The following is a 26,628-nucleotide window of genomic DNA, read 5'->3' as shown; positions in this document are numbered from 1 at the left end:
CAGCCGGACGGGCTGAACCCAGCCCGTCCGGCGTTTGAGGACGAGCCCGAAGGGCGACCGGGGGTCTGGGAGCGAAGCCCCCAGCGGCGTCCAGGGGGCGGCGGCTACGCCGGCCGCACCACACTGTGGATCGGCATGTAGTAGATCGACTCGACCCGCACATTCGCCCCCGGCTTCGGCGCGTGGATCATCTCGCCGTTGCCGATGTAGATCCCGACGTGGCTGATGTCGTCGTAGAAGAACACCAGGTCACCGGGCTGGGCATTGTCGACGGACACGGTCGTGCCGACCTTCACCTGGTCCCAGGTGGTGCGCGGCAGCGACACCCCGGCGGACTTCCACGCGGCCTGGGTGAGGCCGGAGCAGTCGTACGAGTCGGGCCCCGTGGCCCCCCAGACGTACGGCTTTCCTATCTGGGCTTCGGCGAAGTCGATGACCTTGGTGGCCAGCGCGGCGTAACTGGAGGAGCCGGTGCTGGAGCCGGTGCTCCCGGATTCACTCCCGCTGCCCGTCCCGGAACCGGTGCCCGCCTCCTGCTCGGCCTGCTCCTGCGCCGCCTGGCGCTGCCGCTCCTCCTCGGCCTGCTTGCGCGCCAGCTCCTCCGCCTTGCGCCTGGCCTCTTCCTCCTTCGCCTTCTCGATCGCCGCGAGCCGCGCCTTCTCCTCGGCGGTCAGCTTCGACAGCAGCTCGCGCGCCTCGCTGAGCTTCTTCTGGACGTCCTGCTTGCTCGTCTTCAGGTCCGTCTGCGACTCGGTCAGCGTCTCGAGGGACTCCGTCGCCTCCTCGCGCTTCGTCGTCGTCTGGACCTGCTGCGTCTGGTAGTCGTCGACCGCTTCCTTCTGCCGGCTGGTGAGCCGGTTCATCAGCTGTCTCTGGTCGAAGTAGTCCTGGGGGTCGTCGGCGAGCAGCAGCGTGGCGGTGTCGGGGACGGCCGACCCGGTGCGGTACTGGGCGGCGGCGAACGAGCCGAGCTCCTCGCGCGCATCGTTCAGCTTCTCGGTGCGCTTGGCGACGTCGTCGAGCAGGCCGTCCACGCGCTTGCGCTGCTTGTCGGTGCGCTCCTTGGCCGCGTTGTACTTCTGGGTGGCGACACCCGCCTGCCGGTAGAGGTCGTCCACCTTCTTCTGGACCTCTTCGAGGCTGGGCTTCGGTTCGGCGGGCGCGGCGGTCGCCGTCTGTGACATAAGCGCCACGGAGGTGAGGGCGGCGGCGGTGAAGCCGACCGCGGGGGAGGTGCGGAGACCGGCGACGAGCTGGCCGGTGGTCCGCGACTTGCGGTGCGACGCCAAGGAGGCGACTCCTTCCGTGGACCGCCTACCGGGTTAGCTGTCGGGTTCGGGCGGGTGGTTCGGAAGGCTGCCCTACAGCCCGTCGCCTCCTGCGCGCGGACTGCCGCGTGCACTCGGTACGGGACCGATTCACCCCAAGTTCAGAGTGGGTCCCCGGCTCCGGCTGCCGTGAGGGCGCACCGGACTCGGCGGAGGCGACCCGTCCCGGCGTCGTTCGCCGGCGGGGGTACGGGCAGCCCGCCGGGCACGCTAGCCAACTCATGTGGCGGCTGTGAAGGTTGATGTTCGATATGCCCGATACATTTTCGTGACCTTGACTGTTTGGTGGGGCTATATGGGGTGGTTCTGCGCAAAACAGAAAGTCCGCCGATATCCGCATCTGGAGTGACCTGCGGCGCTTTCCGTCCGGCTCGGTTCTCCCGATACGGCGCGGGCAGAGTTCCGGAGGCGGCAGTGGGTGTCGGTGCGGCGGCCTAAACTCGAGAAGCGATGAGCAGCCTCTTTGACGACAGCTTCCTGGCCGATCTCCAGCCCGCGCGGCACGCGGACGAGGAGCCCCCGCCGCCGCCCGAGGACAGCGCCCCGGAGGACATCCCGGACGACCTGTTCGAGGGCCGGTTCGACGTGCCTCCGCCGCCCCGGGATGCGTACTACAGGGACGGCGCGCCCCGCCCCGCCATCGACCCGGCCGAGCTGATCCACGGGCTGAACGACGAGCAGCGCGCCGCCGTGGTGCACTCCGGCTCCCCGCTGCTCATCGTGGCCGGTGCCGGCTCCGGCAAGACGCGCGTGCTGACGCACCGCATCGCGTATCTGTTGGCCGAGCGCGGCGTGCACCCCGGGCAGATCCTGGCGATCACGTTCACGAACAAGGCCGCGGGCGAGATGAAGGAGCGCGTCGAGCACCTCGTCGGTCCGCGCGCGGGCGCGATGTGGGTGATGACCTTCCACAGCGCGTGCGTGCGCATCCTGCGCCGCGAGTCGAAGAAGCTTGGCTTCACCTCCAGCTTCTCGATCTACGACGCCGCCGACTCCAAGCGCCTCATGGCGCTGGTCTGCCGTGACCTCGATCTCGACCCGAAGCGCTATCCGCCGAAATCCTTCAGCGCCAAGATCTCCAACCTCAAGAACGAGCTCATCGACGAGGAGACCTTCGCCGCGCAGGCCACCGACGGCTTCGAGAAGACCCTCGCCCAGGCCTATGCGCTGTACCAGTCGCGGCTGCGCGAGGCGAACGCGCTCGACTTCGACGACCTGATCATGACGACGGTCCATCTCCTCCAGGCGTTCCCGGACGTCGCCGAGCACTACCGGCGGCGCTTCCGGCACGTCCTGGTCGACGAGTACCAGGACACCAACCACGCCCAGTACGCGCTCGTGCGCGAGCTGGTGGGACAGCCGGGAGGGGACGACGACCCGGAGCCGGCCGAGCTGTGCGTCGTCGGTGACGCGGACCAGTCGATCTACGCCTTCCGCGGCGCCACCATCCGCAACATCCTCCAGTTCGAGGAGGACTACCCGGACGCGACGACGATCCTGCTCGAGCAGAACTACCGCTCCAGCCAGACGATCCTGAGCGCCGCCAACGCCGTCATCGAGCGCAACGAGAGCCGCCGCCCCAAGAACCTGTGGACGAACGCAGGCGCGGGCGCGCGGATCACCGGCTATGTCGCCGACACCGAGCACGACGAGGCACAGTTCGTCGCCGACGAGATCGACAGGCTGACGGACGAGGGCGAGGCCAAGTCGGGCGACGTCGCCGTCTTCTACCGCACCAACGCACAATCGCGTGTGTTCGAGGAAGTCTTCATCCGCGTCGGCCTGCCGTACAAGGTCGTCGGCGGCGTCCGCTTCTATGAGCGCAAGGAGGTCCGGGACGTCCTCGCGTATCTGCGCGTGCTGTCGAACCCGGAGGACTCGGTCCCGCTGCGCCGCATCCTGAACGTCCCCAAGCGCGGCATCGGCGAGCGCGCGGAGGCGATGATCGACGCCCTCGCGCAGCGCGAGAAGATCAGCTTCGCGCAGGCGCTGCGCCGCGTCGACGAGGCGTACGGCATGGCGGCCCGCTCGACCAACGCCGTCAAGCGGTTCAACACGCTGATGGAGGAACTGCACACCATCGCAGAGTCCGGCGCGGGCCCGGCGACCGTCCTCGAAGCCATACTCGAACGGACCGGATACCTCGCCGAGCTGCAGGCCTCCACCGACCCCCAGGACGAGACGCGCATCGAGAACCTGCAGGAACTCGCCGCCGTGGCCCTGGAGTTCGAACAGGAGCGGGCCGAGGGAGAGGCGGGCACGCTGTCCGACTTCCTGGAGCAGGTAGCGCTCGTCGCTGACTCCGACCAGATCCCGGACGAGGACGAGGAGGGCAGCGGCGTCATCACGCTCATGACGCTGCACACCGCCAAGGGCCTCGAATTCCCGGTCGTCTTCCTGACAGGCATGGAGGACGGCGTCTTCCCGCACATGCGCTCGCTCGGCCAGACCAAGGAGCTCGAGGAGGAGCGGCGCCTGGCATACGTCGGGATCACGCGCGCCCGGGAGCGCCTCTACCTGACGCGGTCCACGATGCGCAGCGCCTGGGGCCAGCCGGCGTACAACCCGCCGTCGCGCTTCCTGGAGGAGATCCCCGCCCACCACATGGAGTGGAAGCGGACGGGATCCACCGCTCCGGTCTCCTCCGGCCCGGCCGCCGGCGTCGCCGCCTCACTGTCCTCGTCGCGCTCGCGCAGCGCCGCCTCCGGGGCGTCCGGGTTCGCCACGCGCCGGGCATCGGAGAAGCCTGTGGCCTCGCTCGCGGTCGGGGACCGGGTCACACACGACCAGTTCGGCCTCGGCACGGTGGTCGGGGTGAAGGGAACGGGCGCGAACGCAGAGGCGACGATCGACTTCGGCGACACGAAGCCGAAGCGGTTGCTGCTGCGGTACGCACCGGTGGAGAAGCTGTAGCGGGATTCCAGCCTGGCTGGGGACGAGCCGTTTCCAGCCAGGCCGGGGCAATGCCAGCCCGGCGCGGGGGCAAATCCAGCCCGGCCGGCGTTTGAGGCCAAGGGACGCGGGGGTCTGGGGGCGGAGCCCCCAGAGAAAGCGACTCGATCCGACGGCTACGTCGGATTGATCCCGTGGCTCCGAAGCCACGGCAGCGGATCGATCGCCGCACCACCACCCGGCCGCACCTCGAAGTGCAGATGCGGACCGGTGGAGTTGCCGGAGTTCCCGGAGTACGCGATGACGTCGCCGGCCTTGACCGGACCGCTCGAGATCTTGTGGCTGGAGAGGTGGCAGTACCACGTCTCGGTGCCGTCCTTGGCGGTCACGATCGCCATGTTGCCGTAGGCGCTGTTCCACTGCACGCGCACCGTGCCGTCCGTCGCGGCCATCACGGGCGTGCCGTAGGAGACGGGGAAGTCGATGCCGGTGTGCACGGACATCCAGTTGATGCCGGCCTGACCGAAATAGGCGCTGAGCCCGTGCTGAGCCACCGGCAGCGCGAACTTCGGGCGCAGCCGCTCCTTGCGCGCCGCTTCCTCGGCCGCCTTCTTGCGCTCGGCCTCCTGCTCGGCCTTGAGGTCGATGCGTTCCTGGGTGCGGCTGGCCCTGTCGGCGAAGTCGCCCGCATCAGCGGAGAGGTTCCGCAGCTGCGTGTCCAGCTTGTTGTTGGCGACGGAGGGCTTCACGGAACTGGTGTCCGGGGCCGCGACCGTCGTGTTGTCGTCGCCGCCCATGTTGCTCACGGATGCGGCGGCGATTCCCGCGACGCCCATCACACACGCGGACGGAACAGCCACGGTGAGCAGCGCCGAACGTTTGGCGGGCGAGCGCCGCCGGGACCGCGTGCGGGGCACTCGGCCCTCCGAGCGCACCGGCGGTTCGGCGGCCTGCTCGGGGGAGGGCGTCTCGTCGAGCGGAAGACCGCGATCATGGTCGTCGTCGCCGTGGTCGGATTCGTGGCCCCGGAGGCCCTCCTCGGGTGACAACCCGGCTTCGGTGGAGTCGTGTTGCTCGTACTCGTACGCCGTCGAGCCGCCGTCCGAGTTCCATGCGGTGGCGTCGTACGCGCCCGTGTCGAAGCTCTGGTCCCCGAAGGCGCCTGTTGCGAAGCTCTGCGTCTCGTACGGCAGTTGGCCGAGATCATGCTGTTCGGAGGCCTGCTGGCCGAGGCCCGGCTGATCGAAGGCCTGGGTTGACTGGGTCTCCCACTGACCGGTCTGGCCGTCGACGGCCCACGCCCCCGAGTCCCACTGACCCGTGCCGTCGGCATCCGGGCTGGTGGCCTGCGCGGGGATGTGGGCGGACAGCTGCTCGTATCCGGCGGACGCCCAGACCCCGGTCGTGTCATAACTGCCGGTCTCGTACGTGGCATGGTGCTGCGCCGCATACGGGTCATAGTTCAGCGTTTCGTGCGTGGCGCCGGTCTGCGTCTGATACGCACCGGTGGCATCGCCCCCGGCTGCGGCTCCCAGCCCGGACCACTGGCCGCTGTCGTACGAGCCGCCCGGGAGGTCACCGAAGAGCGGATCGGTCTCGAAACCGGGGCTGGTGTAGGTACCGGTGCTGTAGGAGTCGGTGGCGTAGGAGCCCGTGGAGAACGTATCGGTGGAATAGCCGTCGTACCCGGTGTAGCCGCCGTGCTGTGCGCTCTGCCCGTCGTAGGAGGCGTAGTCGTAGTGCGCATAGTCGGCGTCTGTGGCCGGTGCCGGGGGAGTTGCGGTCCCCGACGGGTGACGGTCGTTCACCAACTTCTCTTTCGCCTCGACAGCAGGAGTTGGGGTCTGAACCCGCGGCGCTGGCCGCTGAAGTCACACAGTCCCAGGGGCAGAGCAGTGCGGTGACTGTACCCGGCGGTATGCGGGCGCGACAATCTTCGGCAGGTTTCGCCCCCGCAGGAACCGGGCAATCAGTGGCCTTTCGGCGAACTGCGGGCAGAGCTTTGGCTCTGCGTTCGACTGGTGTTCGAGGTCAGGCCACTGTCAGACCATCGGCTCGGCCGGCCGGGCGGGCCTCCGCCGCCTCCTCCGCGTCGAGCGCCTGCCGGATGCCGTTGGCCACTGCGGGGTGCACCGGCAGGGCCAGATGCCCGATTCCGCTCACCTGCACATTGCGCGAGGTCAGGTCCGGGTGGTCGAGGCAGGCGCTGTCGAGCGGGTCCATCATCTGGTCGAGATCGCTCCAGAAACTCACGAACTGCGTATGGCAGTCAGGCGCAGCCTGCCTCAGCTCCTCGATGACCTCCGAACCCGGCCGCATCTGCCGGACGATCGGATGCGCGTCCAGCAGCGGCGCGATGCGGGTGCCCGAGTGCGGCGTACCGAGAGTGACCAGCGTGCGGACCCTTACGTCGCCGCCGAGCCGCTGCACGTAGTAGCGGGCGATCAGACCGCCGAGGCTGTGCCCCACGATGTCCACCTCGCGGTTGCCGGTGCGCTCGCAGATCTCCTCTATATGGCGGCCGAGCAGCTCGGCCGCAGTGCGGATGTCGCAGGTCAGGGGCGAGTAGTTGAGCGACTCCACATGCTGCCTGCCGTGCTGGGCCAGGGAGCGCCGCAGCAGTACGAAGACCGAGCGGTTGTCGATGAAGCCGTGCAGCAGAACGACGGGGGGTTTCCTCTCCGTCGGCAACTGGGGGGCGTCCGGCTGGGGCAGTTCCGGGGCGACTCTGCGCTCCTGCGTGATGCCCGAGGGGTACAGCAGGAGGTGGCCGGCGAGTATCACGATCTCGAGGGCGGTCGCCTTCAGCAGGGTGATGGAAAGCCCCGCCAGCCTCCACGGAAGGAGGCGCTGACAGAGCGGAAGAATAGGCAGAGCCGTCGTGGCCTTCATCGTCGACCGACCTCCCGTCGGCACACGAAGGACGGCTCTGTCCCCCGTATGCCCTCGTGGGCAGCCGCGATGGAGGAGGCCGGCAGTGCACAGGCTGCGTCGTGGTGCTTTTGTCCCGTCTGTGGTGCGTGTAATTCCATTTTCTTCTGACGGACGCGGCTCTTCTGGTTGCTCTCTGTAGCGCTTGTGTGGCTCCCTGTGCGATAGCCGATGCGCTGCCTCGTCGTACCGTGCGGCCGGGCGGCTGACGGTGTGGAGGCCGGCGGACCTCTCAGGCGGCTCCCCTGACGCCTGCCCCGGCTACGGCCTGTGTGCCGCCGGATGCGGAGCAGTGCGCGGCGAACGTGTCCCACCGTGTGATTTCCCCCTCGGTGACCGCCGTAAAACTGCCTGTTGCGGGATGCTGGCGATAACGTTCGTTCACTTCCTTGCGCCCGCTCGGGTGAGGGCCGTGCCGGGCGGGGCGGCCGCAACCGTGCTTCTGCTCGTTCTCGCGTGCTCGCGCACTTGCGCCCGCGGGGCGACGGGGCATGGGTGGGCCGGGTGGGCGGTTGCAATCGGTGCCGCCGGTGCAGTCGGTGGTGCAGTGGGTACATGCCGGATGGCATGTCGGTACATGGAGGCAGTGATGGGTGTGGCAACGGGGCCGATCCGTGTGGTGGTCGCCAAGCCGGGGCTCGACGGCCATGATCGCGGGGCCAAGGTGATCGCGCGGGCGCTGCGTGACGCCGGTATGGAGGTCATCTACACCGGTCTGCACCAGACTCCCGAGCAGATCGTCGACACCGCGATCCAGGAGGATGCCGACGCGATCGGCTTGTCCATCCTGTCCGGCGCACACAACACGCTCTTCGCGCGGGTGCTGGAGCTTCTCAAGGAGCGCGACGCGGAGGACATCAAGGTCTTCGGCGGCGGCATCATCCCTGAGGCGGACATCGCCCCGCTCAAGGAGAAGGGCGTCGCCGAGATCTTCACCCCCGGCGCCACGACGGCCTCGATCGTGGACTGGGTCCACGCGAACGTACGCCAGCCGGCCTAGCGTCATGTCCGCCGTGGAGGGCCTGGTCTCCGGGTCCCCACGGCGCCCTGCGTGGATTACCTGTGCACGGGTGTATCGGTGTTCCGCGTGGGCTGTTCGAGTGAATGTGTCCCCCGCCGTCACCACCCGAACGCGGTAACGGTGGGGCTGTTGCGTCCGGCGCGAGCGCGGTGCGGTGCGTCGGCGGCGCAGGCCGTCGGGGTGACCGTCCGTGCCGGAGCTCACCGAGCCGTCAGCTCCGCCTGCATGGTTGCTCGGAGCCGAAGCGTGCCCACGAGGCGTTGGAAGGCTTCCGTCCAGTAGCCCACGGCGCCCGGCGATGCGTCCTCCGGCTCGTCGGGTATGGACGTCAGTCCGTCCAGGCGGGCTGCCGTCGCCGGGTCCAGGCAGCGCTCCGCGAGACCCATCACACCGCTGAAGCTCCACGGATAGCTCCCCGCGTCCCGTGCGATGTTCAGCGCGTCCACCACCGCGCGGCCCAGCGGCTCGGCCCATGGAGTCGCGCACACCCCGAGCAGCTGGAACGCCTCCGACAGGCCGTGCGCCGAGATGAATCCCGCGACCCACTCGGCCCGGTCGCCGGCCGGCAGCGCGGCCAGCAGCTTCGCGCGCTCGGCGAGCGACACCGCGCCAGGACCCGCGGCGCCCGGCGATGCCGGAGCGCCGAGCAACGCCCGGGACCAGGCGGCATCCCGCTGCCGTACCGCGGCCCTGCACCATGCCCCGTGCAGCTCGCTCTGCCAGTCGTCGGCCACCGGCAACGCGACTATCTCCTCCGGCGTACGCCCCCCGAGCCGCTCCGGCCAGACGGCGAGCGGTGCCGCCTCGGCAAGCTGGCCCAGCCACCATGACCGTTCGCCCCGGCCCGCGGGCGGCTTGGGCACCACGCCGTCCCGCTCCATGTCCGCATCGCACTCGTGCGGCGCCTCGACCACGACCGCCGGCTGCCCCTGCGTACGGTCGAGGGACACGCAGGAGGCCGCGCGTGCCGCCATGCGCGCGGCGAGCGCCGAGCCCGGCAGCGCGGAGAGCAACTCGGCCGCCGTGGCCCGGACGTTGCGGCTGCGGTCGGCCAGCGCCCGCTCCAGGAACGGCTCGTCCGCGTCGCACAGCCCCGTACGCAGTGAGTCGAGGAACATCAGCCTGTCCTCGGCGCGCTCTGTGGACCAGGTCGTGGCCAGCAGCTCGCGGGCCGCAGAGGGGTCGTGCGCCCTCATCGCGGCCAGCAGCGTGACCCGTTCGGCGAACAGCCCCTCCTGCCAGAGCCGTTCGACCTGCGTCGGGTCCCCGAGAGCGGGCAGTGCGGCGCCGCCCCCCGGGGTGGAGCGCAGTGCGAACCTCCAGTCCGGGTTCAGACGCGCGAGCCATGTCGCACGCGGTCCTGCGAAGGCGAGCGCCTGCGGACGCAGATCCGTACGTCCCCTGGCCGCGTCGAGGAGCGCGGGCAGCAACTCCGGTGGGGCTGCGTAGCCGTGCTCGTTCGCCGTGGCGAGCCACTGGGGCAGCAGCTCCATGAGGTCGGGGGCCGTTCCGCGGCGGCCACCACTGCCCGCGCCGGCGCGGTCGGCGAGCAGCATCGTGAGCCGTCGCCTGGCGGCGGGCGGCAACGCCGGGCGGGAATCCTTTGCCGCGGGCTCGGGCGGCGCGGCGGCGGGCGCCGGCCGGAGTCCTGCTCTGCGCCGCACGGTCTGCACGGCAGCCGCGTCCAACAGGGCGGTCGGCGCAGCCTCTCTTCCGGCGGCGCCGACCGGAGGGGTGCGCCGCTCGGTACCGAGCAGCGCAGCCGTGACGAGCTCCTCCCATGAGGACCGGGAGGACTCCGTCATGCCGGGGTTCCTGTTCATGCGCGTCTCCTTCCGTCGGAACGAGCTGGACTTGTGTGGGTGCGCGTGTGGGGGCGGGCCGGGTGTCGGCTCAGCACAGCGGCACCGGCTCTCCCGGTCCCTCCGGCCAGACCGCGAGCGGGGTGAAACCGCGGTGCCCGCACTCGCCGAAGACCGTGACGGGAGCGCCGCCCGACACGGCGACAAGGCGCCACAGCCGGGAGCCGGACTGCGCGGAGGCCTCGAGAGACAGCGCGGACTTGCCGTCCGCGTCGGCCAGTTGCCAGCCGTCTCCGTCCGGGGTCGGTATGACGCCGTCCAGCGTCACAGGCCAGGACTCCAGCCACGGGTCGTGCCGCAGTGCCTCGCCGTATCGCTCCACCGCCTGTGCCGTGCTCACTCCTCCCGGCCGCACCGCCGTCGGCGCCGGAGGTGCGAACTGCTCAACGAGGTCCGCCCTCAGTTGGCCGGCGCCCGAATACGAGGACACCTCGGCGTCGAGCGCCAGGCCCACCGGGAGTGCAAGTGCGGGTGCCCGCCCCGCAGCCCCGTACGACAGCAGCAGCACAGTGCCTTCGGACGCCTCGCCGTGCAGCCATATCCGGCGGGTCGTCAAGTGGCCGTCTGCCGTGTCGTACTGCGCGAGGACCAGCCAGCGGTCACGCACCGCCGGGCCGGTCGCCGCCGCCGGCAGGCCGATGCGTGAACGGACCGTGGCCGCGAGGGCCTCCGGCAGCTGCTCGCGGCGCAGCCAGCCCTGGTCGAGGAGATGAATGAGCGCACACTCTTCCAGCAGCCGCACCGGCCAGCCGGAACCGGAGGACGGTATGGCCCCCAACTCCCGTACCCGTGCCGCCAGCCCGGGCGCCTGGGCGTCGACCATGCGGGCCGCGGTCTCCTCCCACAGGGCGTACCCGTCCTGCTCCGCAGTGGCCAGCCCGGACCGCAGCAGATCGGCCAGGCGCTGCTCCAACTCCACCGCCCCCGCGGTGACCCGCTCGGCCCGCTTCTCCGCACGGCGCCGCGCCGCTTCGGGATCACCGGACCGGGCGGGTGCCGTCCCGGCCGTCCGCTTCTGCTCGGACCGCTGTCTGCGGCCGGCTATCCACTGCTCCGCCCACTCCGGCGCCTGCGCATCCGGCACGCCGTCGTCCCCGCCCGCCCAGAGCAGCAGCAGCCCCAGAGCGTGCTTGCACGGGAACTTGCGGCTCGGACAACTGCACTTGTACGCCGGGCCGGCCGTGTCCGCGATGTCGACGACCGTCTGATACGGCTTGCTCCCGCTGCCCTTGCACAGCCCCCACACCGTCCCCTCGCCGGAACTGCCCGTCTCCGACCACGGCCCGGCCCCGCCGAGCCTGCTTCCCGCCTTGCGTGACGCGGCGTCAGGTGCCAGCGCAAGCACCTGGTCCGCCGTCCAGCGCACCCCCTGCTGAGTCATGTCGTCGAAGGTAGGTCCCGCCACTGACAATCGACCTTCGCCAGGCTGTCTGTGCAGGTCAGAGCCGATTGTCAGTGGCGTGGTGCACGGTGGGGACCAGATCCGAGCAGGCAGAGCTGGAGGGGGACCACGCCATGTCCGTGTCCGTTGAACCGACGTCCGTCGACCCGAGCGGAAACCAGTCCGCGAGCACATCCGCAACCGAGACCGAGGCACTGAGGCCGCACGCGGAGACCGCGTTCGCCGACGAGCTCGCTGCGCTCGCCGCGCAGGACGACCGGCCGCGTCCGGCCCGCTGGCGTCTGTCGCCGTGGGCGGTCGCCACGTATCTGCTCGGCGGCACACTCGGCGACGGCACGGTGATCACGCCGAAGTACGTGGGGCCGCGCCGCATCGTCGAGGTGGCCGTCACCACGCTCGCCACGGACCGCGCCCTGCTGCTGCTCGGCGTGCCCGGCACGGCGAAGACCTGGGTGTCCGAGCATCTGGCCGCAGCGATCAGCGGCGACTCCACGCTGCTGGTGCAGGGCACGGCCGGAACACCAGAGGAGGCGATCCGCTACGGCTGGAACTACGCGCGGCTGCTCGCGCACGGGCCCAGCCGGGACGCACTCGTACCGAGCCCTGTCATGCGGGCCATGGCCGAGGGCATGACGGCGCGGGTCGAGGAGCTGACCCGCATTCCGGCCGACGTACAGGACACGTTGATCACGATCCTGTCGGAGAAGACCCTGCCGATACCGGAGTTGGGCCAGGAGGTGCAGGCCGTCCGCGGCTTCAACCTGATCGCCACGGCCAACGACCGCGACCGCGGCGTCAACGACCTGTCCAGCGCGCTGCGCCGCCGTTTCAACACGGTCGTGCTGCCGTTGCCGGAGAGCGCCGACGCCGAAGTCGACATCGTGGCCCGCCGCGTCGACCAGATCGGGCGCTCGCTGGATCTGCCGTCCGCGCCCGACGGCATCGCCGAGATCCGCCGGGTCGTCACGGTCTTCCGTGAGCTGCGCGACGGCGTCACGGTCGACGGGCGTACGAAGGTGAAGTCGCCCAGCGGCACGCTGTCGACCGCCGAGGCGATCTCGGTGGTGACGAACGGTCTCGCGCTGGCGGCGCACTTCGGCGACGGTGTGCTGCGGCCGTCGGACGTCGCGGCCGGGATCCTGGGTGCCGTCGTCCGCGACCCGGCCGCTGACCGCGTCATCTGGCAGGAGTACCTGGAGGCCGTGGTGCGTGAGCGCGACGGCTGGAAGGACTTCTACCGCGCATGCCGGGAGGTGAGCGTATGACCGCGGCCGACGAGTCCCGCGCCAGGCGCGGGGCGGGCGGCGGTGGGCCTCTGCTCCTGGGCGTGCGGCATCACGGGCCTGGTTCGGCCCGGGCCGTCCGGGCAGCCCTGGAGGCGGCCCGGCCCCGGACGGTGCTCATCGAGGGCCCGCCGGAAGCTGACGCGCTGATCGCCCTGGCAGCCGACGAGGACATGCGGCCACCGGTCGCACTCCTCGCCCATGTCGTGGACGAGCCCGGCCGCTCGGCGTTCTGGCCGTTCGCCGAGTTCTCACCGGAATGGGTCGCCGTCCAATGGGCCCTGGACCACGACGTTCCGGCCCGCTTCATCGACCTTCCGGCGACGCACACGCTGGCCTGGCACGAGACGGAGACCGCGTCCCCGCCGCTCGGGCCGGCCGTGTCGCCCGACCCAGCCCCTTCGCCCGGCACTGCCGAGGCCCCCGAGGATCGGGACGCCGTGCAGGAACCCGAGCCGTCGGGCACCCCCGAGGCATGCGCGAGGGAGGACGCGCTGCGGATCGATCCGCTCGCCGTGCTCGCCGACGCCGCCGGTTACGACGACCCCGAGCGGTGGTGGGAGGACGTCATCGAGCACCGGGCCGGGGGCACCTCCCAGGCCCGTAAGGCACTGGGGGAGGACGGCGACGCGTTCGCGCCGTTCGAGGCGTTGGCGGAGGCGATGGGAGCGCTGCGCGACGAGTACGGATCCGGCGGGCACGACCGCGACCTGGTCCGCGAGGCGTACATGCGGATCCAGTTGCGCGCGGCACAGCGAGAGTTCGGGGACGACGTGGCGGTCGTCTGCGGAGCCTGGCATGTGCCCGCGCTGCGGCAGCGGACCACGGCGACCGCCGACCGGGCGCTGCTCAAGGGACTGCCCAAGGTGAAGGCCGACATGACCTGGGTGCCCTGGACGCACCGGCGCCTGTCGCGCACCAGTGGGTACGGCGCGGGGATCGACTCTCCGGGGTGGTACGGGCATCTGTTCAGCGCCCCTGACCGGCCCGTCGAGCGCTGGATGACCAAGGTTGCGCGGCTCCTCCGCGACGAGGACAGGATCGTGTCGTCCGCGCACGTCATCGAGGCCGTCCGGCTCGCCGACACGCTGGCCGTGATGAGAGGCCGCCCGCTGCCCGGCCTGTCCGAGAGCACCGACGCGATACGGGCCGTGATGTGCGACGGCTCGGACGTACCGCTCGCGCTGGTCCACGACAAGCTGGTCGTCGGGGACGTCCTGGGGGAGGTGCCCGCCTCGGCGCCGGCCGTCCCGCTGCAGCGCGACCTGACCCGTCTGCAGCGGAAGCTGCGGCTCAAGCCGGAGCCATTGGAGCGGGAGTTGGAGCTGGACCTGCGCAAGGAGACGGACGCGGCGCGCAGCACGCTGCTGCACCGGCTCCGGCTGCTCGGCGTCGGCTGGGGCGAGCCCGCGAGGTCGGCGCGCGGCACCACCGGCACCTTCCGCGAGACGTGGCGGCTGCGCTGGGAACCGGAGCTGTCGGTGCGGGTCGCCGAGGCCGGGATATGGGGCACCACCGTGCTCGCCGCCGCCACGGCGAAGCCCGAGTCGGAGGCCGTCACCGCCGAAGCGCTCGCCGATGTCACGGCGCTCGCCGAGCGGTGCCTCCTCGCGGAACTCCCCGACGCGCTCACCGTGGTGATGCGTGTCCTCGCCGACCGAGCGGCCCTCGACACGGACGTCGGCCACCTCGCACAGGCGCTCCCGGCGCTGGTCCGCTCCTTGCGCTACGGCGACGTGCGCGGTACGGACACCCATGCGCTGGCCGAGGTCGCCGCGGGCCTCGCCGAGCGCGTCTTCGTCGGGCTGCCACGCGCCTGCGCGTCCCTCGACGCGGATGCGGCGGCGGAGATGCGCCGCCACGTCGATGCCGTGCACGGAGCCGTCGGACTCCTGGACGAACCTGGCGGAGCTCAGACTGCCCACGACGGACCCCGTCCGGCACACGGCGAAGCCGAGGCGGCGCATGACGGAGCCGGTGCGGCACATGGAGGAGCCGCGGCAGCGGGCGGCGGCATACGGACGCGCTGGCACTCGGTGCTCCGCGTGCTCGCCGGGCGGGACACCGTGCCCGGAGTGATCCGCGGCCGCGGTACGCGACTGCTGCTCGACGACGCCGAGTTGGACGGCGACGAGGCCGGGCGTCTCATGGGGCTCGCCCTCTCGCCGGGCACACCGCCGGCGGACGCGGCGGCGTGGATCGAGGGGTTCGTCGGCGGCGGCTCCGGCGGCGGCATGCTGCTCGTACACGACGAGCAGCTGCTGGCCCTGGTCGACGCATGGCTCACCGGAGTCTCCGCAGAGGCCTTCACCGACGTACTGCCGCTGCTGCGCCGCACGTTCTCGGCGTACGAACCGGGAGTCCGCCGCACCCTCGGCGAGCTGGTGCGCCGCGGGCCGGCGGGCGATTCCGGTCCGGCCCACGGCGGCGGGGCGGCACCGCCCGGCTTCGCGCCGGAGCTCGACGGGCCCCGCGCGGACGCCGTGCTCCCCGTGCTGTCCCTGCTCCTCGGGCTGGATATCCCAGCAGAACCAGACGCGCCGATAGCCGCGCACGGCCACAACGACCATGCGCTCGCGGAGGCATCGAGATGAGTACGGCTCCGAACACCGGCACCAACACCGACACCGGCACCAACACGGACAGCCGGCGGACCGACGAGCGGCTGCGGCGCTGGCGGCTGGTGCTGGGCGGGGACGCGGCGGACGGCACCGGCTGCGTGCTCACCGGGCAGGACGCGTCGATGGACGGCGCACTCGCCGCGCTGTACGGGAACGGTGAGCACCGGAACGGGAACAAGGCGCAGCGAGGCAGAGACCGTTCGGCAGGACTCGGCGCGTCCGCGCCGTCCGTGGCACGCTGGCTCGGAGACATCCGGACGTACTTCCCGTCCTCCGTGGTCCAGGTCATGCAGCGCGACGCGATCGACCGGCTCGGCCTGTCCACGCTGCTGCTGGAACCCGAAATGCTGGAGGCCGTGGAGGCCGACGTGCATCTCGTCGGGACCCTGCTCTCGCTCAACAAGGCCATGCCGGAGACGACGAAGGAGACGGCGCGGGCCGTGGTGCGCAAGGTCGTCGAGGACCTCGAGAAGCGGCTCGCCACCCGCACCCGCGCCACCCTCACCGGGGCCCTCGACCGCAGCGCCCGGATCAGCCGGCCGCGCCACCACGACATCGACTGGAACCGCACCATCGCGGCCAACCTGAAGCACTATCTGCCGGAGTACCGGACGGTCGTGCCCGAGCGGCTGATCGGGTATGGGCGGGCCTCGCAATCGGTCAAGAAGGAGGTGATCCTCTGCATCGACCAGTCGGGATCGATGGCGGCATCCGTCGTCTACGCCTCGGTGTTCGGCGCGGTGCTGGCGTCCATGCGGTCCATAGCGACCCGGCTCGTCGTCTTCGACACGGCGGTGGTCGACCTCACGGACCAGCTCGACGACCCCGTCGACGTCCTCTTCGGCACACAGCTCGGCGGCGGAACGGACATCAACAGGGCGCTTGCGTACTGCCAGTCGCAGATCACCAGGCCCCAGGACACGGTCGTCGTGCTCATCTCGGACCTCTATGAAGGCGGAATAAGGAACGAGATGCTGAAGCGGGTCGCGGCGATGAAGGCGTCCGGAGTGCAGTTCGTCACGCTGCTCGCGCTGTCCGACGAGGGGGCACCGGCGTACGACCGTGAGCATGCAGCTGCGCTCGCGGCCCTGGACGCGCCAGCCTTCGCCTGTACCCCCGATCTCTTCCCGGACGTGATGGCCGCGGCGATCGAAAGGCGCCCTCTTCCCATACCGGACATGAGTACCCATCGGTAACGGGGGACTTGCGCAACCTCGGGAGTCCCGTGCGAGGATCGGCGCATCGCTTTGACGGAGCGTCGCGTTCCGGCCCGTCCCCTCGCACGGGAGGACCCTCCCCGATCTTGACTTCCCCAGCAGCTCTGCCTCTTGCCGCCCTGCGCGTTGTGCGCACGGCGGCTGGACGGCGTGCGCTGAAAGTGGCGCTGCTGCTCGGGGGGTTGTTCGTGCTGGGGCTGTTCTGCGGCGAGCAGGCACATGCGGCGGAAAGCACAGGGACTATCGGCGATGCTGCCGCCACCCGCGAAGTCCAGTCGCCCTTCACCGGCCTTGGCGAGGCCGAGCAGACGCCCCAGGCACATCGGGTCGTGCGCCCGGCTGCCGATTCGGTCGCCGAGCCGGCCGTCAAGGCAACCCTGAAGACGGCCAATGAGGCAGTCGACACGGCAGCCCACGAGCAGACCGGTGAACGGGTCGGCGGGCAGACCGGTGAACGGGTCGGCGGTGAGCGGGTTCACGAGTCGGTCGTGCGGCCTGTCGGGCGGGTGGCGGACAGGGTCATCGGCGCGCTTTCCGCAGTGTCGCCGTCGGCGGATTCCGATTGGCCGGAACTGCCCGGACTCCCAGGGTTCTCCGGACTCCCCGGGGTGCCGTCCCTGCCGAGTGCGACGCTTCCGGGCGGCGACGGAGTACAGCCGCCGCAGAGTGCGACTGGTGACCGACCCGGCGGCGAAGCCGCGGTGGAGGACGGGGCACGAAAGTCGCCCGACGCTGAGTACGGGTCGGCGTACGGCCCGCACGCGCAGGTCGGCGTCTTGGCCGACCGCCTGACGGACCGCCACGACGGCGGTGCCGTGCGTCCGGTGCATGTCCCCGCCCGTACACCCGGTGGGGCGCCGACGGGGGCGCTCGTCAACCAGTCCCTCATCGATACCACTTCGCCGCGGCACGGCGATCTGCATGCCGCGTCGTTCGCGGAAGGCGCCCCGGTCCGGCTCGTGCCGGGCGGCACCGCGGCGACGGACGACGCGGGCGTCCGCGACAGGCACCGCGACATCAACGAATTCCCCGGCTAGGGCAGCCCTTTCCCCGCTCGAGACCTGCCGCGCGGGGGCGGGACAGGTCTGCCCGCCGTCCGGAGACACCCCTCCCATTCACCGGACGGACGCCGTGGGCCCGGTCCATCTCACCGGACCTGGCCGGAAACAGAATTCGACCTTCCGAAGGATCTGACGCAAGCATGCACAAGAACATCCGCCGTTCCATCGTGATCGCCGCCGGCGTCACGGGCGCGTGGGCGCTCGGCTCCGCCGTCGCCAGCGCCGACGAGCTGCCCGCGCATTCCCTCTCTGTGCCGGACACGGTCACCGATACGGTCACCGACACGGTCGGGGAGGTCCAGGGCGAGGTCGCCGGTGTGCAGGACGTGGTCTCCGACGTCACCTCCGGCACCGTCGCCAAGGCCGAGTCGACCGTGACGGACACCGCTGCCACGGTGAAGTCCACCGCCGGTACGGCCACCGGCAAGGCGGCCGCTGCCCGGTCCGGCGCCACCGGTGCCGCCACCGGCACGGCCGCCAAGGCCGAGTCCGCGGCAGCGGACACCGCGTCCCAGGCCGAGGCGAGTGCTCACGCCAAGGCACAGGCGAAGTCCAAGGCCACCCAGGCGGTGACGACGGCCGCGGACCGCGCCGAGCAGGCACGTGCGTACATCTACGCGCAGCTCCCCGACTACGGCTCATACGCCTCGGCCGTCTCGCACGACGCGACTGCCGCGGAGGCCTCTGTGCACGCCACCGCGGACGCCGCCACGGCCGGGGTCGACAGCCCGCAGGGCGCCATCGACTACCTGTTCGGCCCGCTCTCCGCGTTCGCGCCCGAGCTGGAGCAGGCCCTCGCCCAGGCCCAGGGCAAGGCCGGACAGGTCGTCTCCGCTGCGCGGAGCGCGGCCGGTCAGGTCGCCCACGGCGTCCAGGGCACGGTCGGCCGGCTGACCGGCGACGTCACGGGCACGGCGGGACAGGCGGCCTACGGAACGCAGGCCGCCGCGGGTCAGGTCGCCTACGAGGCCCAGGGCACCGCCGGGCACGCCGCATACGAGGCCCAGGCCACCGCCGGGCACGCGGCATACGAGGCGCGGGGTGCTGCTGGTCAGGTGGCCTCCGGTGCGCAGGGCACGGTGGGCCACGCGGCCTACACCGCCCAGGCCACTGCAGGCCAGGCGGCCTACACGGCCCAGGCCACCGCCGGGCACGCGGCGTACGAGGCGCGGGGCGCCGCCGGTCAGGTGGCCTCCGGCGCGCAGGGCACCGTCGGCCACGCGGCTTACACCGCCCAGGCCACCGCAGGCCAGGCGGCCTACACCGCCCAGGCCACCGCAGGCCAGGCGGCCTACACCGCCCACACCACCGCAGCCCAGCTCCCCGCCGATGTGCAGGGCCGTGTCGGCGGTGCTGTGGCGGCCGCGCCGGGCTATGTCCACGGTGCGGTGGCGGCCGCGACGCCGATCGCCGACGAGACCGCCGCGTCCGTGCTGCCGCCTGTCGTGGCCAGCGCGGTGCACGGCGTGGTCCCGGTCGCCGGGCAGGCCGTCGGGGACGCGACCGTGCTGGCGGGTGGCGTCGTCGGTGACGTCCAGCCGTTCGCGGGCGGGGTCGTCGCCGAGGTCTCCCCGTTCGCGCAGGGTGTCGCGGCCGAGGTCGCGCCCTTCGCGCAGGGCGTCGTGAGCGACGACGTGCAGCCCTTCGCCGGTGGTGCCGTCGGCGCCGTGCGGCCGTTCGTGGAGACGGTCGTCGACCAGGTGCAGCCCGTCGTGCACGGTGTCGGCAGCAGCGCCAACGACCTCGCGTGGGGCGTCACGGGCGACGTGCAGCCGTTCGCCGCCGGCGTGGTCGACCAGGTGGACCCGTTCGCCGGCGGCGTGGCCGAGCAGGTCCAGCCGTTCGCGCAGGACCTGACGGCGACCGTCTCCGCCGACGCGCAGCCGCTCGCGGGGAACGCCGTGACGGGCGCCCAGGGCGTCGCCGAGTCGGTCACCCCGAGCTGGGTGCCGTCCGCGTCCGAGGCCGTCGCGGATTACTCGCAGTACTCCGCCTGACCGAGCAGGACATCGTTGATTTCCGGAACATCATTGATTTCGCCGTACGCCGTCTGACGCCTCACGGCGTGTATGGCATCTACGGCACGTGACGGGCGTGTGACGCACGGACGGGCGGTCCCCTTCGACACGGGGGACCGCCCGTTTTCCCTGCCTGTGGGTGCCCTGAGCGGCGCAATCTGTGACAGGTATCACCGCCTGGGTGTGATCTGCGATTTATGGACCGGAGGCCTACGGCGATAACCTGCGAGACGGACATGCCGCGTGCCCGGACAACCGTGTACGCCTCCCTTGTGACCCCTAGTGACAGCGGAAGTCACGTTGCCCTTCGCGGCACTGCCCACGCAGAAAACGAACCGCGAGATCACTGATAGGGACGGACGCGCGTGGACCTGTTCGAGTACCAGGCGAGGGACCTCTTCGCCAAGCACGGTGTACCGGTGCTGGCCGGTGAAGTCATCGACACGCCTGAGGCGGCGCGCGAGGTGACCGAGCGTCTCGGCGGCCGTTCGGTCGTCAAGGCGCAGGTCAAGACCGGCGGCCGCGGCAAGGCCGGTGGCGTCAAGCTGGCCTCCGACCCGGACGACGCGGTCGAGAAGGCCGGCCAGATTCTGGGCATGGACATCAAGGGCCACACGGTCCACAAGGTGATGCTGGCCGAGCTGGCCCCGGACATCGCCGAGGAGTACTACGTCTCCTTCCTCCTCGACCGCACCAACCGCACCTTCCTCTCCATCGCCTCCGTCGAGGGCGGCATGGAGATCGAGGAGGTGGCGGCCACCCGCCCCGAGGCCGTTGCCAAGACCCCGATCGACGCCAACGAGGGTGTCACCGAGGCCAAGGCCCGCGAGATCGTCGCGGCCGCCAAGTTCCCGGCCGAGGTCGCCGACCAGGTGGTCGAGATCCTGCAGACGCTGTGGAAGACCTTCATCGCCGAGGACGCCCTCCTCGTCGAGGTCAACCCGCTCGCCAAGGTCGCCGACGGCCGCGTCATCGCCCTCGACGGCAAGGTGTCCCTGGACGCCAACGCCGAGTTCCGTCACGCGGACCACGCCGAGCTCGAGGACAAGGCCGCGGCCAACCCGCTCGAGGCGGCCGCGAAGGCCAAGGGCCTCAACTACGTCAAGCTGGAGGGCGAGGTCGGCATCATCGGCAACGGCGCCGGCCTGGTCATGTCGACCCTGGACGTCGTCGCGTACGCCGGTGAGAACCACTCCGGCGTGAAGCCCGCCAACTTCCTCGACATCGGTGGCGGCGCCTCCGCCGAGGTCATGGCGAACGGCCTCGAGATCATCCTCGGCGACCCGGACGTCAAGTCCGTGTTCGTCAACGTGTTCGGCGGCATCACCGCGTGCGACGCGGTCGCCAACGGCATCGTGCAGGCCCTGGAGCTCCTCGAGTCCAAGGGCGAAGAGGTCACCAAGCCGCTGGTCGTGCGTCTCGACGGCAACAACGCGGAGCTGGGTCGCCAGATCCTGGACGACCGCAACCACCCGCTCGTGCAGCGTGTGGACACCATGGACGGAGCGGCCGACAAGGCCGCCGAGCTGGCTGCGAAGTAAGGGACGAGGGACACCGACACCATGGCTATCTTCCTCACCAAGGAATCCAAGGTCATCGTCCAGGGCATGACCGGCTCCGAGGGCCAGAAGCACACCAAGCGCATGCTTGCTTCCGGCACCAACATCGTGGGTGGCGTGAACCCGCGCAAGGCGGGCACCACCGTCGACTTCGACGGCACCGAGGTCCCGGTCTTCGGGTCGGTCGCCGAGGCGATCGAGAAGACCGGCGCCGACGTCACGGTCATCTTCGTCCCGGAGAAGTTCACCAAGGACGCGGTCCTCGAGGCGATCGACGCCGAGATCGGCCTCGCGGTCGTCATCACCGAGGGCGTCGCGGTCCACGACACCGCGCAGTTCTGGGCGTACGCGCAGTCCAAGGGCAACAAGACCCGCATCATCGGCCCGAACTGCCCGGGTCTGATCACGCCGGGTCAGTCGAACGCCGGCATCATCCCGGCCGACATCACCAAGCCCGGCCGCATCGGTCTCGTGTCCAAGTCCGGCACGCTGACCTACCAGATGATGTACGAGCTGCGGGACATCGGCTTCTCGTCCTGCGTCGGCATCGGCGGTGACCCGATCATCGGCACCACCCACATCGACGCGCTGAAGGCGTTCCAGGACGACCCCGACACCGGCCTGATCGTCATGATCGGCGAGATCGGCGGCGACGCCGAGGAGCGTGCGGCGGACTTCATCAAGGCCAACGTGACGAAGCCGGTCGTCGGCTACGTCGCCGGCTTCACCGCGCCGGAGGGCAAGACCATGGGTCACGCCGGCGCCATCGTCTCCGGTTCGTCGGGCACCGCCCAGGCGAAGAAGGAGGCCCTCGAGGCTGCGGGCGTCAAGGTCGGCAAGACGCCGACCGAGACGGCGAAGCTGGCTCGGGAGATCCTGGCGTAACGCTGGGCGCTGTGCCTTGGCTGTTGTGGCGGGCCCGTACCCCTTGGGGTGCGGGCCCGCCTCGTTTTGCTTCCGTGCGTCGTTGGGGTGCCGTAATGGGGGCTGTGCCCACCCTCCCCCAGCTACCGCTGGAGGTGCCCCCAGCCTGCGGAACGCCTGCCCGCAGCGGTCGGTCAGTTCGGCTCGGGGTTCAGGCGGTGGGGGCCGTTGGCCGGGTTCGCGTGGAGGTGGGCGCGTAGGGACTTCTGGGCCGTTGTGAGGGGGCCCGGGCCCATGCGTGGGGGTACGCCGGTCACGGTGCTGCCCGGGGCCTGTGGGGGTTCGTAGTGCGTCGGTGCGGTCCATGCGGCGAGGGCCGTCGCGGCCACGAGCAGGACCGTGGAAGCGATCGCCGCTCTCGTCCACAGACGGGCCCGTCGCTCGCTGTCGGCGCGTACCTGAGCAGCCTTCGGTGTCTGCAGTTTCTCCGCGTCTGCCAGCGCGTTCAGGCGCCGCTGGAGCTCGGTGGGAGAAGTGAGGTCGGGCAGCTGTGCGGCGATCGCGTCGCGGGCGTGCAGCAGCCGGTTCGCCGTCGCCGGAGTGCTCGCCTCCGTCTCGGCGGCGGCCTCCGGCAGGTCGAGCCCGAGGCCGTCGTAGAGCAGCAGCGTGCGGCGGTACGACGGCGGCAGATCGAGGACCGCGGCGAGCAGCCTGCGGTCGTCCGGGTCGGCGGGCGGTTCTTCGGGTTGCCGGTGGGACCGGCGCAGCCGATGCCACGGCGACATGGCGTACTCGTACGCCACCGCCCGCACCCATCCCTCGGGATCCCGGTCGCAGGCGACCTCCGGCCAGCGGTACCAGGCCTGTTGGAAGGCCTGCTCGACGGCCTCCTGCGCGAGGGCACGCCGACCGCTGAGCAGATACGTCTGGCGTACGAGGGAGGGGGCGCCGCGCGCGTACAGGGCGTCGAAGGCGTCGGCAGGCGTCGGCCGGGCGTCGTCAGCCGCATCGGGAGCCGGCGGGGGGATGTGGCTCGGTTCGGGCTGGGGGTCCGGTTTGTCCTCGAGCGCGTGGGGGGCCGCGGCTCCGCCCCTGCGGACGCTTCGGGACGAGGACGGAGGCGGGGCGTCAGGGCTCTGGCTCACCGGGCACACCCCTCCGTCCGAAAAAGTACATAAACGTATCTTGGGCGACACATCCGGTATTCGCCTGTTACGCAGAGAAACTGCGTGTCGTTGGCACGATGGCCCCGTGCCCCGTGTGACCGATCGCAGCCCGTCGCCGTCGCGGCGGCCGTCTCCGAACTCGTCCTCGTCCCCGCCCCCTTCCTCGCCGACGCGGCCCTTGTCTTGGGCCTCGGTGCTCTCTGGGGTGCTCGGGCGCTTTCCCGCCGGGGTGGGCGGGTCTCTGCTGGGCGGCGTTGTTGCGGCGGGGCTGGGCCTGGGGTCGCTCGCCGTGCTCGTCACGCTGTTGTGGATCACCTCGCCCTATCCGGACAGTGGGCCCGGTGGGGCCCTGCATGTCGCCGCCGCGCTGTGGCTGCTTGCGCACGGCGTCGAGTTGGTCAGGACCGACACGCTCTCCGGGGTGCCCGCGCCGGTGGGCGTCACGCCGTTGCTGCTGCTCGTACTGCCGGTGTGGCTGGTGCACCGGGCGGCGCGGGATACGGCGGAGGGGCAGCCGGTGCTCCCGAAGGGCGGCTACGACGGGGCGTCCGGGCTGTCGGTGCGGCAGCCGGTGACGGTACGGGCACGGGTGCGGGTCGCATGGTGGGGCGTCGTTGTCGGATATCTGCTGGTCGGAGCGGGTGCCGCCGTGTACGCGGCGAGTGGGGAGCTGCGTCCTTCGTGGTTCGGCGTCGCCCTCCGTCTTCCTGTGCTCGTCGCCGTGGCCGGTGGGGCGGGTGTCTGGACGGCCTGCGGCCGCCCTCGTGGGCCGCTGAGGGCTGCCGTGTGCCGGGCGCTGCGCATGGTGGGGCTGCCCGCGGAGGCCGTACGGCGGGCCGTCGACGGTGCGCTTCCCGACCGCGGTGCTCCCCGCAACGGCGTCGGCGCAGGTGCGGACGGCGAGAGTGCCCCGGTGGCCGCGAACCGGTCACGGATCGCGGTCGCCGTGCGGGCCGCGGCCGCCGGGACGGTGGTGCTTGTCGGCGGTGGTGCACTGGTCGTCGCCCTGTCGCTGGGCTGGCACGCGGGTGCGACCCGGGACTCGTTCCTGCAGCTCACGGACGTGTGGTCAGGGCGGTTCGCGGTGCTGCTGCTGGTCGTCGCGCTGATGCCGAACGCCGCAGTGTGGGGGGCGGCATACGGGCTGGGGCCGGGGTTCGCCCTCGGCGGCGGCGATGTCGTCGCACCGCTGTGGGCGGGCTCGGTGGGCTGGGGCGGGTCCGGGGGGTCGCCGGGCTGGGGCGGCTCGGCGGGCTCTGCCGGTGCGCAGGCGTTGCTCCCGCCCTTTCCGCTGCTTGCCGCTGTACCGCAGGGCTCTCCCGGGGGAGCGACCGGACTCGCCGGGATTGCCGGGCCCCTGCTTGCCTGGGCGGTCGTGCTGGTGCCGGTGGCCGCGGGCGTGACGGTCGCCTGGCTCACGGTGGGGGCGGCTGCGCCCGCGAAGGGGGAACGTCAGGACGCGTGGCCGCTCGGGCGGACCGTACTGAACGTCATCGGTGCTTCGGGGCTGTACGGGGTGGCCATGGCCGGGCTTGCCGCCCTGGCCGGAGGGCCGATGGGAGTGGATGTGCTCGCCCGCTTCGGGCCCGTGTGGTGGCAGGTCGGGGCGGCGGGGGTGGCGTGGACTGCCGGGGTGGGGGTGCCGGTGGCGGCGGGGCTGCGGGCGTGGCGAACGCGATCGCGAACGCCGAGGACGGCTTCGGCTGGGAGCCGGTGGCGGCGGGTCTGGCGGGCGCCGTTGGGTTGGGCTGCGAGGGTGCGGGTGCGGGTGCCGCGGTGGGGACGGTTGTTGCGGCGGGGGCGGGCGGCGGAGGCCGAGGTCGCCGCGGACGGCGGTACGGAGTTCGAGCCGTACGACTTCCTGCCGGTGGAGGAGGGGGTGCCGGCCTGGTACGACGATGCCGCGTGGGCCTCTGGGGCGCCGCCTCCTCCTCCGGACGGGTCCCGTTGATGGCGCCTCCCGGCCGGTGGGTGGCTGGCGCGCCTCCCGCCGGGTGTGGGTCGGGGCCGCGCCGGGATGTACGTCCTCGGTCTGGCGCCGAGCCGTACGTCGTCAGGGCCACCCGGAATTCGCGCCAGCCGCTGCGGGCGCACATCCCTCCCCAAGCTCTCGGCTCCGCTCGAGCAGGGGGGACCCCCACCGTCCCCTTCGGCACGCTCGCGGCTACCGGCCGGTGGCCGGTTCCGCTGGGTGGGCACAACCCACGACGGCGGGTGCATCGCGTACTACCCCTGCGGGGATTCGGGTGGGCGCAGCCCGTCGGGGCCCGCGGGGCTCAGTCCCGCGTCCCCAGCAGCGGCCGGACCTCTTCCGGCAACAACCGCTCACACGACTGCTTCGCAGAGTTCGTGAGCGCATCGCTCACGCACGTGTAGTAATCCCGGTACACAAGCTGCGCCGCGAACGTCGCCGCCACCATGGCCAGCGCCAGCGCCGCCGTCACCAGACCGCTGATCGCCGCCGTGGTCTGCGGCTTCGGGCCGCCGGCGGCGGACCCCGCCGCCGGCGCCGGAGCTGTCGGGTCCGGGGTACGCGGCTTCGCGCGCAGCGAGCTGATCCCCCAGTACAGCGCCAGCGCCCCGAGCAGCAGCGCCACGTACGGCCAGCTGAAGAGCGCGAAGAAGAAGGCCCACATGCCGGAGAGCAGTGCGTAGCGTGCGCGGCGCTGCACGGGGTCCGTGGGGTCCCAGCGCATGCCGGGCGGGCCCTCGGGCCCGCCGCCCTGCCCGCCGGGCCGCTCGCCGAAGCCGCCGGGGGAGCGGCCCGGCTGCTCGTCGCTCCACTGGCGGCCCCACGGGGAACGGCCCTGCCCGGAGCCCTGGTCCGAGTCCTGCCCGTTCGGATCGTGGCGGGGCTGCCACGGGCGGTCCGGCGTTCCCTCCGGCGGCGGCGCGAAGGGGTTGTCGTCCTGAGGCGACGAGCCCTGGGGAGTGCCTGCGGAATCCTGACCGCCGGCCCCCGACCCCTGCGCGTCCCCGCCCTCCGGCGAGGCCGGCGGCGGGGCGGGCCGGCGTTCCCGCAGCAGCGTCGAGCCGCGCTCCCCTCCCGGCGCGAGCCCGTACGCAGGGGATCCCTGCGCGAGCCCGTACGCGATGGACAGCGGGAGGCGGCGGCTTCGGCCCGGCATCAGGTCCGGCATCAGGTGTGCGTCTTCCCCTTGGTCGATCTGGCGTCGATCTGGCGTCGATCTGTTGGCAGTTCTTCCGGGCGTCGTACCCGGTCCCTGGGCGCCTTGCGGCGTGTCGGGGGGCGGATCCTCCCCAGACGCTACCTTCCGGCCACGCCCCCGTCCCCCGGGGGCCGCCCCATGTGCCGGTATCGTTGCTGACGGTCGGCCGCTTCGTAGAGTTCCCCGTATCGAGGGACGCGAAGCTTTCGTACGACCGTACAAAGACAGCTCCT

17 protein-coding genes and 1 riboswitch are annotated in these 26,628 nt (G+C 71.5%); of the genes, 10 read left to right on the top strand and 7 right to left on the bottom strand.

Annotation, left to right across the window (positions count from 1 at the left end; all coding sequences use genetic code 11):
* Nucleotides 1–104 precede the first annotated feature (104 nt).
* A complete protein-coding gene (locus ABT009_RS14470) occupies nt 105–1,289 on the bottom strand; it encodes a C40 family peptidase (protein WP_351293261.1) in 1,185 nt (394 codons plus the stop codon).
* A gap of 7 nt (nt 1,290–1,296) precedes the next feature.
* Nucleotides 1,297–1,490: riboswitch (cyclic di-AMP (ydaO/yuaA leader) on the bottom strand.
* A gap of 288 nt (nt 1,491–1,778) precedes the next feature.
* On the opposite strand from ABT009_RS14470, the gene pcrA reads away from it, so the two are divergent.
* On the top strand, nt 1,779–4,241 hold the full coding sequence (gene pcrA / locus ABT009_RS14465) for a DNA helicase PcrA (protein WP_351293258.1): 2,463 nt from the start codon (nt 1,779–1,781) through the stop codon (nt 4,239–4,241).
* Between the two features lie 155 nt (nt 4,242–4,396).
* Here the strand turns inward: pcrA and ABT009_RS14460 are convergent, their stop codons facing one another.
* Together ABT009_RS14460 and ABT009_RS14455 are read right to left on the bottom strand one after the other, a co-directional pair.
* Complete coding sequence (locus ABT009_RS14460) at nt 4,397–6,028, bottom strand: M23 family metallopeptidase (protein ID WP_351293255.1); 1,632 nt, start codon at nt 6,026–6,028, stop codon at nt 4,397–4,399.
* 223 nt (nt 6,029–6,251) lie between these two features.
* Nucleotides 6,252–7,112, bottom strand: a complete 861-nt coding sequence (locus tag ABT009_RS14455) for a lipase family alpha/beta hydrolase (protein WP_351293253.1) — start codon at nt 7,110–7,112, stop codon at nt 6,252–6,254.
* A gap of 628 nt (nt 7,113–7,740) precedes the next feature.
* Here ABT009_RS14455 and icmB point away from each other — a divergent pair.
* Nucleotides 7,741–8,151 (top strand): coenzyme B12-dependent isobutyryl CoA mutase small subunit, encoded by a 411-nt coding sequence (icmB, locus tag ABT009_RS14450; protein ID WP_351293250.1) that lies wholly within the window; start codon nt 7,741–7,743, stop codon nt 8,149–8,151.
* 221 nt (nt 8,152–8,372) lie between these two features.
* Here icmB and ABT009_RS14445 read toward each other — a convergent pair whose 3' ends face one another.
* Complete coding sequence (locus ABT009_RS14445; protein WP_351293247.1) at nt 8,373–9,995, bottom strand: DUF5691 domain-containing protein; 1,623 nt, start codon at nt 9,993–9,995, stop codon at nt 8,373–8,375.
* Nucleotides 9,996–10,065: 70 nt separating this feature from the next.
* Nucleotides 10,066–11,415, bottom strand: a complete 1,350-nt coding sequence (locus ABT009_RS14440) for an SWIM zinc finger family protein (protein ID WP_351293244.1) — start codon at nt 11,413–11,415, stop codon at nt 10,066–10,068.
* 134 nt (nt 11,416–11,549) lie between these two features.
* Here ABT009_RS14440 and ABT009_RS14435 point away from each other — a divergent pair, with 134 nt between their 5' ends.
* The 7 genes from ABT009_RS14435 (at nt 11,550) to sucD (ending at nt 22,080) form a co-directional block, all read left to right on the top strand.
* On the top strand, nt 11,550–12,701 hold the full coding sequence (locus ABT009_RS14435; RefSeq protein ID WP_351293241.1) for an AAA family ATPase: 1,152 nt from the start codon (nt 11,550–11,552) through the stop codon (nt 12,699–12,701).
* Nucleotides 12,698–15,313: a DUF5682 family protein gene (locus tag ABT009_RS14430; RefSeq protein ID WP_351293238.1), complete on the top strand. Its 2,616-nt coding sequence runs from the start codon at nt 12,698–12,700 to the stop codon at nt 15,311–15,313. The genes ABT009_RS14435 and ABT009_RS14430 overlap by 4 nt, the downstream gene beginning before the upstream one ends.
* A complete protein-coding gene (locus tag ABT009_RS14425) occupies nt 15,310–16,536 on the top strand; it encodes a VWA domain-containing protein (RefSeq protein WP_351293235.1) in 1,227 nt (408 codons plus the stop codon). Before ABT009_RS14430 ends, ABT009_RS14425 begins: the two co-directional genes overlap by 4 nt.
* Before the next feature lie 182 nt (nt 16,537–16,718).
* A complete protein-coding gene (locus ABT009_RS14420) occupies nt 16,719–17,594 on the top strand; it encodes a hypothetical protein (RefSeq protein ID WP_351293232.1) in 876 nt (291 codons plus the stop codon).
* A gap of 164 nt (nt 17,595–17,758) precedes the next feature.
* Entirely contained in the window at nt 17,759–19,615 is a 1,857-nt protein-coding gene (locus ABT009_RS14415; protein ID WP_351293229.1) for an ATP-binding protein, read from the top strand.
* A gap of 386 nt (nt 19,616–20,001) precedes the next feature.
* Nucleotides 20,002–21,177, top strand: a complete 1,176-nt coding sequence (gene sucC / locus ABT009_RS14410; RefSeq protein WP_351293226.1) for an ADP-forming succinate--CoA ligase subunit beta — start codon at nt 20,002–20,004, stop codon at nt 21,175–21,177.
* A gap of 21 nt (nt 21,178–21,198) precedes the next feature.
* Nucleotides 21,199–22,080 (top strand): succinate--CoA ligase subunit alpha, encoded by an 882-nt coding sequence (gene sucD, locus ABT009_RS14405; RefSeq protein WP_351293224.1) that lies wholly within the window; start codon nt 21,199–21,201, stop codon nt 22,078–22,080.
* A gap of 173 nt (nt 22,081–22,253) precedes the next feature.
* Here the strand turns inward: sucD and ABT009_RS14400 are convergent, their stop codons facing one another.
* A complete protein-coding gene (locus ABT009_RS14400) occupies nt 22,254–23,204 on the bottom strand; it encodes an RNA polymerase sigma factor (protein WP_502989874.1) in 951 nt (316 codons plus the stop codon).
* A gap of 250 nt (nt 23,205–23,454) precedes the next feature.
* Here ABT009_RS14400 and ABT009_RS14395 point away from each other — a divergent pair, with 250 nt between their 5' ends.
* Nucleotides 23,455–25,176 carry a cell division protein PerM gene (locus ABT009_RS14395; RefSeq protein ID WP_351293221.1) on the top strand — a complete coding sequence of 574 codons (1,722 nt, stop codon included), beginning with the start codon at nt 23,455–23,457 and terminating at the stop codon, nt 25,174–25,176.
* A 325-nt stretch (nt 25,177–25,501) separates the two neighbouring features.
* Here ABT009_RS14395 and ABT009_RS14390 read toward each other — a convergent pair whose 3' ends face one another.
* The gene (locus ABT009_RS14390) at nt 25,502–26,365 is read right to left on the bottom strand and encodes a hypothetical protein (protein ID WP_502989873.1); all 864 of its coding nucleotides are present in this window, start codon (nt 26,363–26,365) and stop codon (nt 25,502–25,504) included.
* Nucleotides 26,366–26,628 lie beyond the last annotated feature (263 nt).

Origin of the sequence: Streptomyces sp. NPDC002896 (assembly GCF_040295225.1) — a bacterium.
GTDB lineage: Bacteria > Actinomycetota > Actinomycetes > Streptomycetales > Streptomycetaceae > Streptomyces.
Note: the sequence above shows the minus strand (reverse complement) of the source record. Positions and strands in the feature narration are given on the sequence as shown.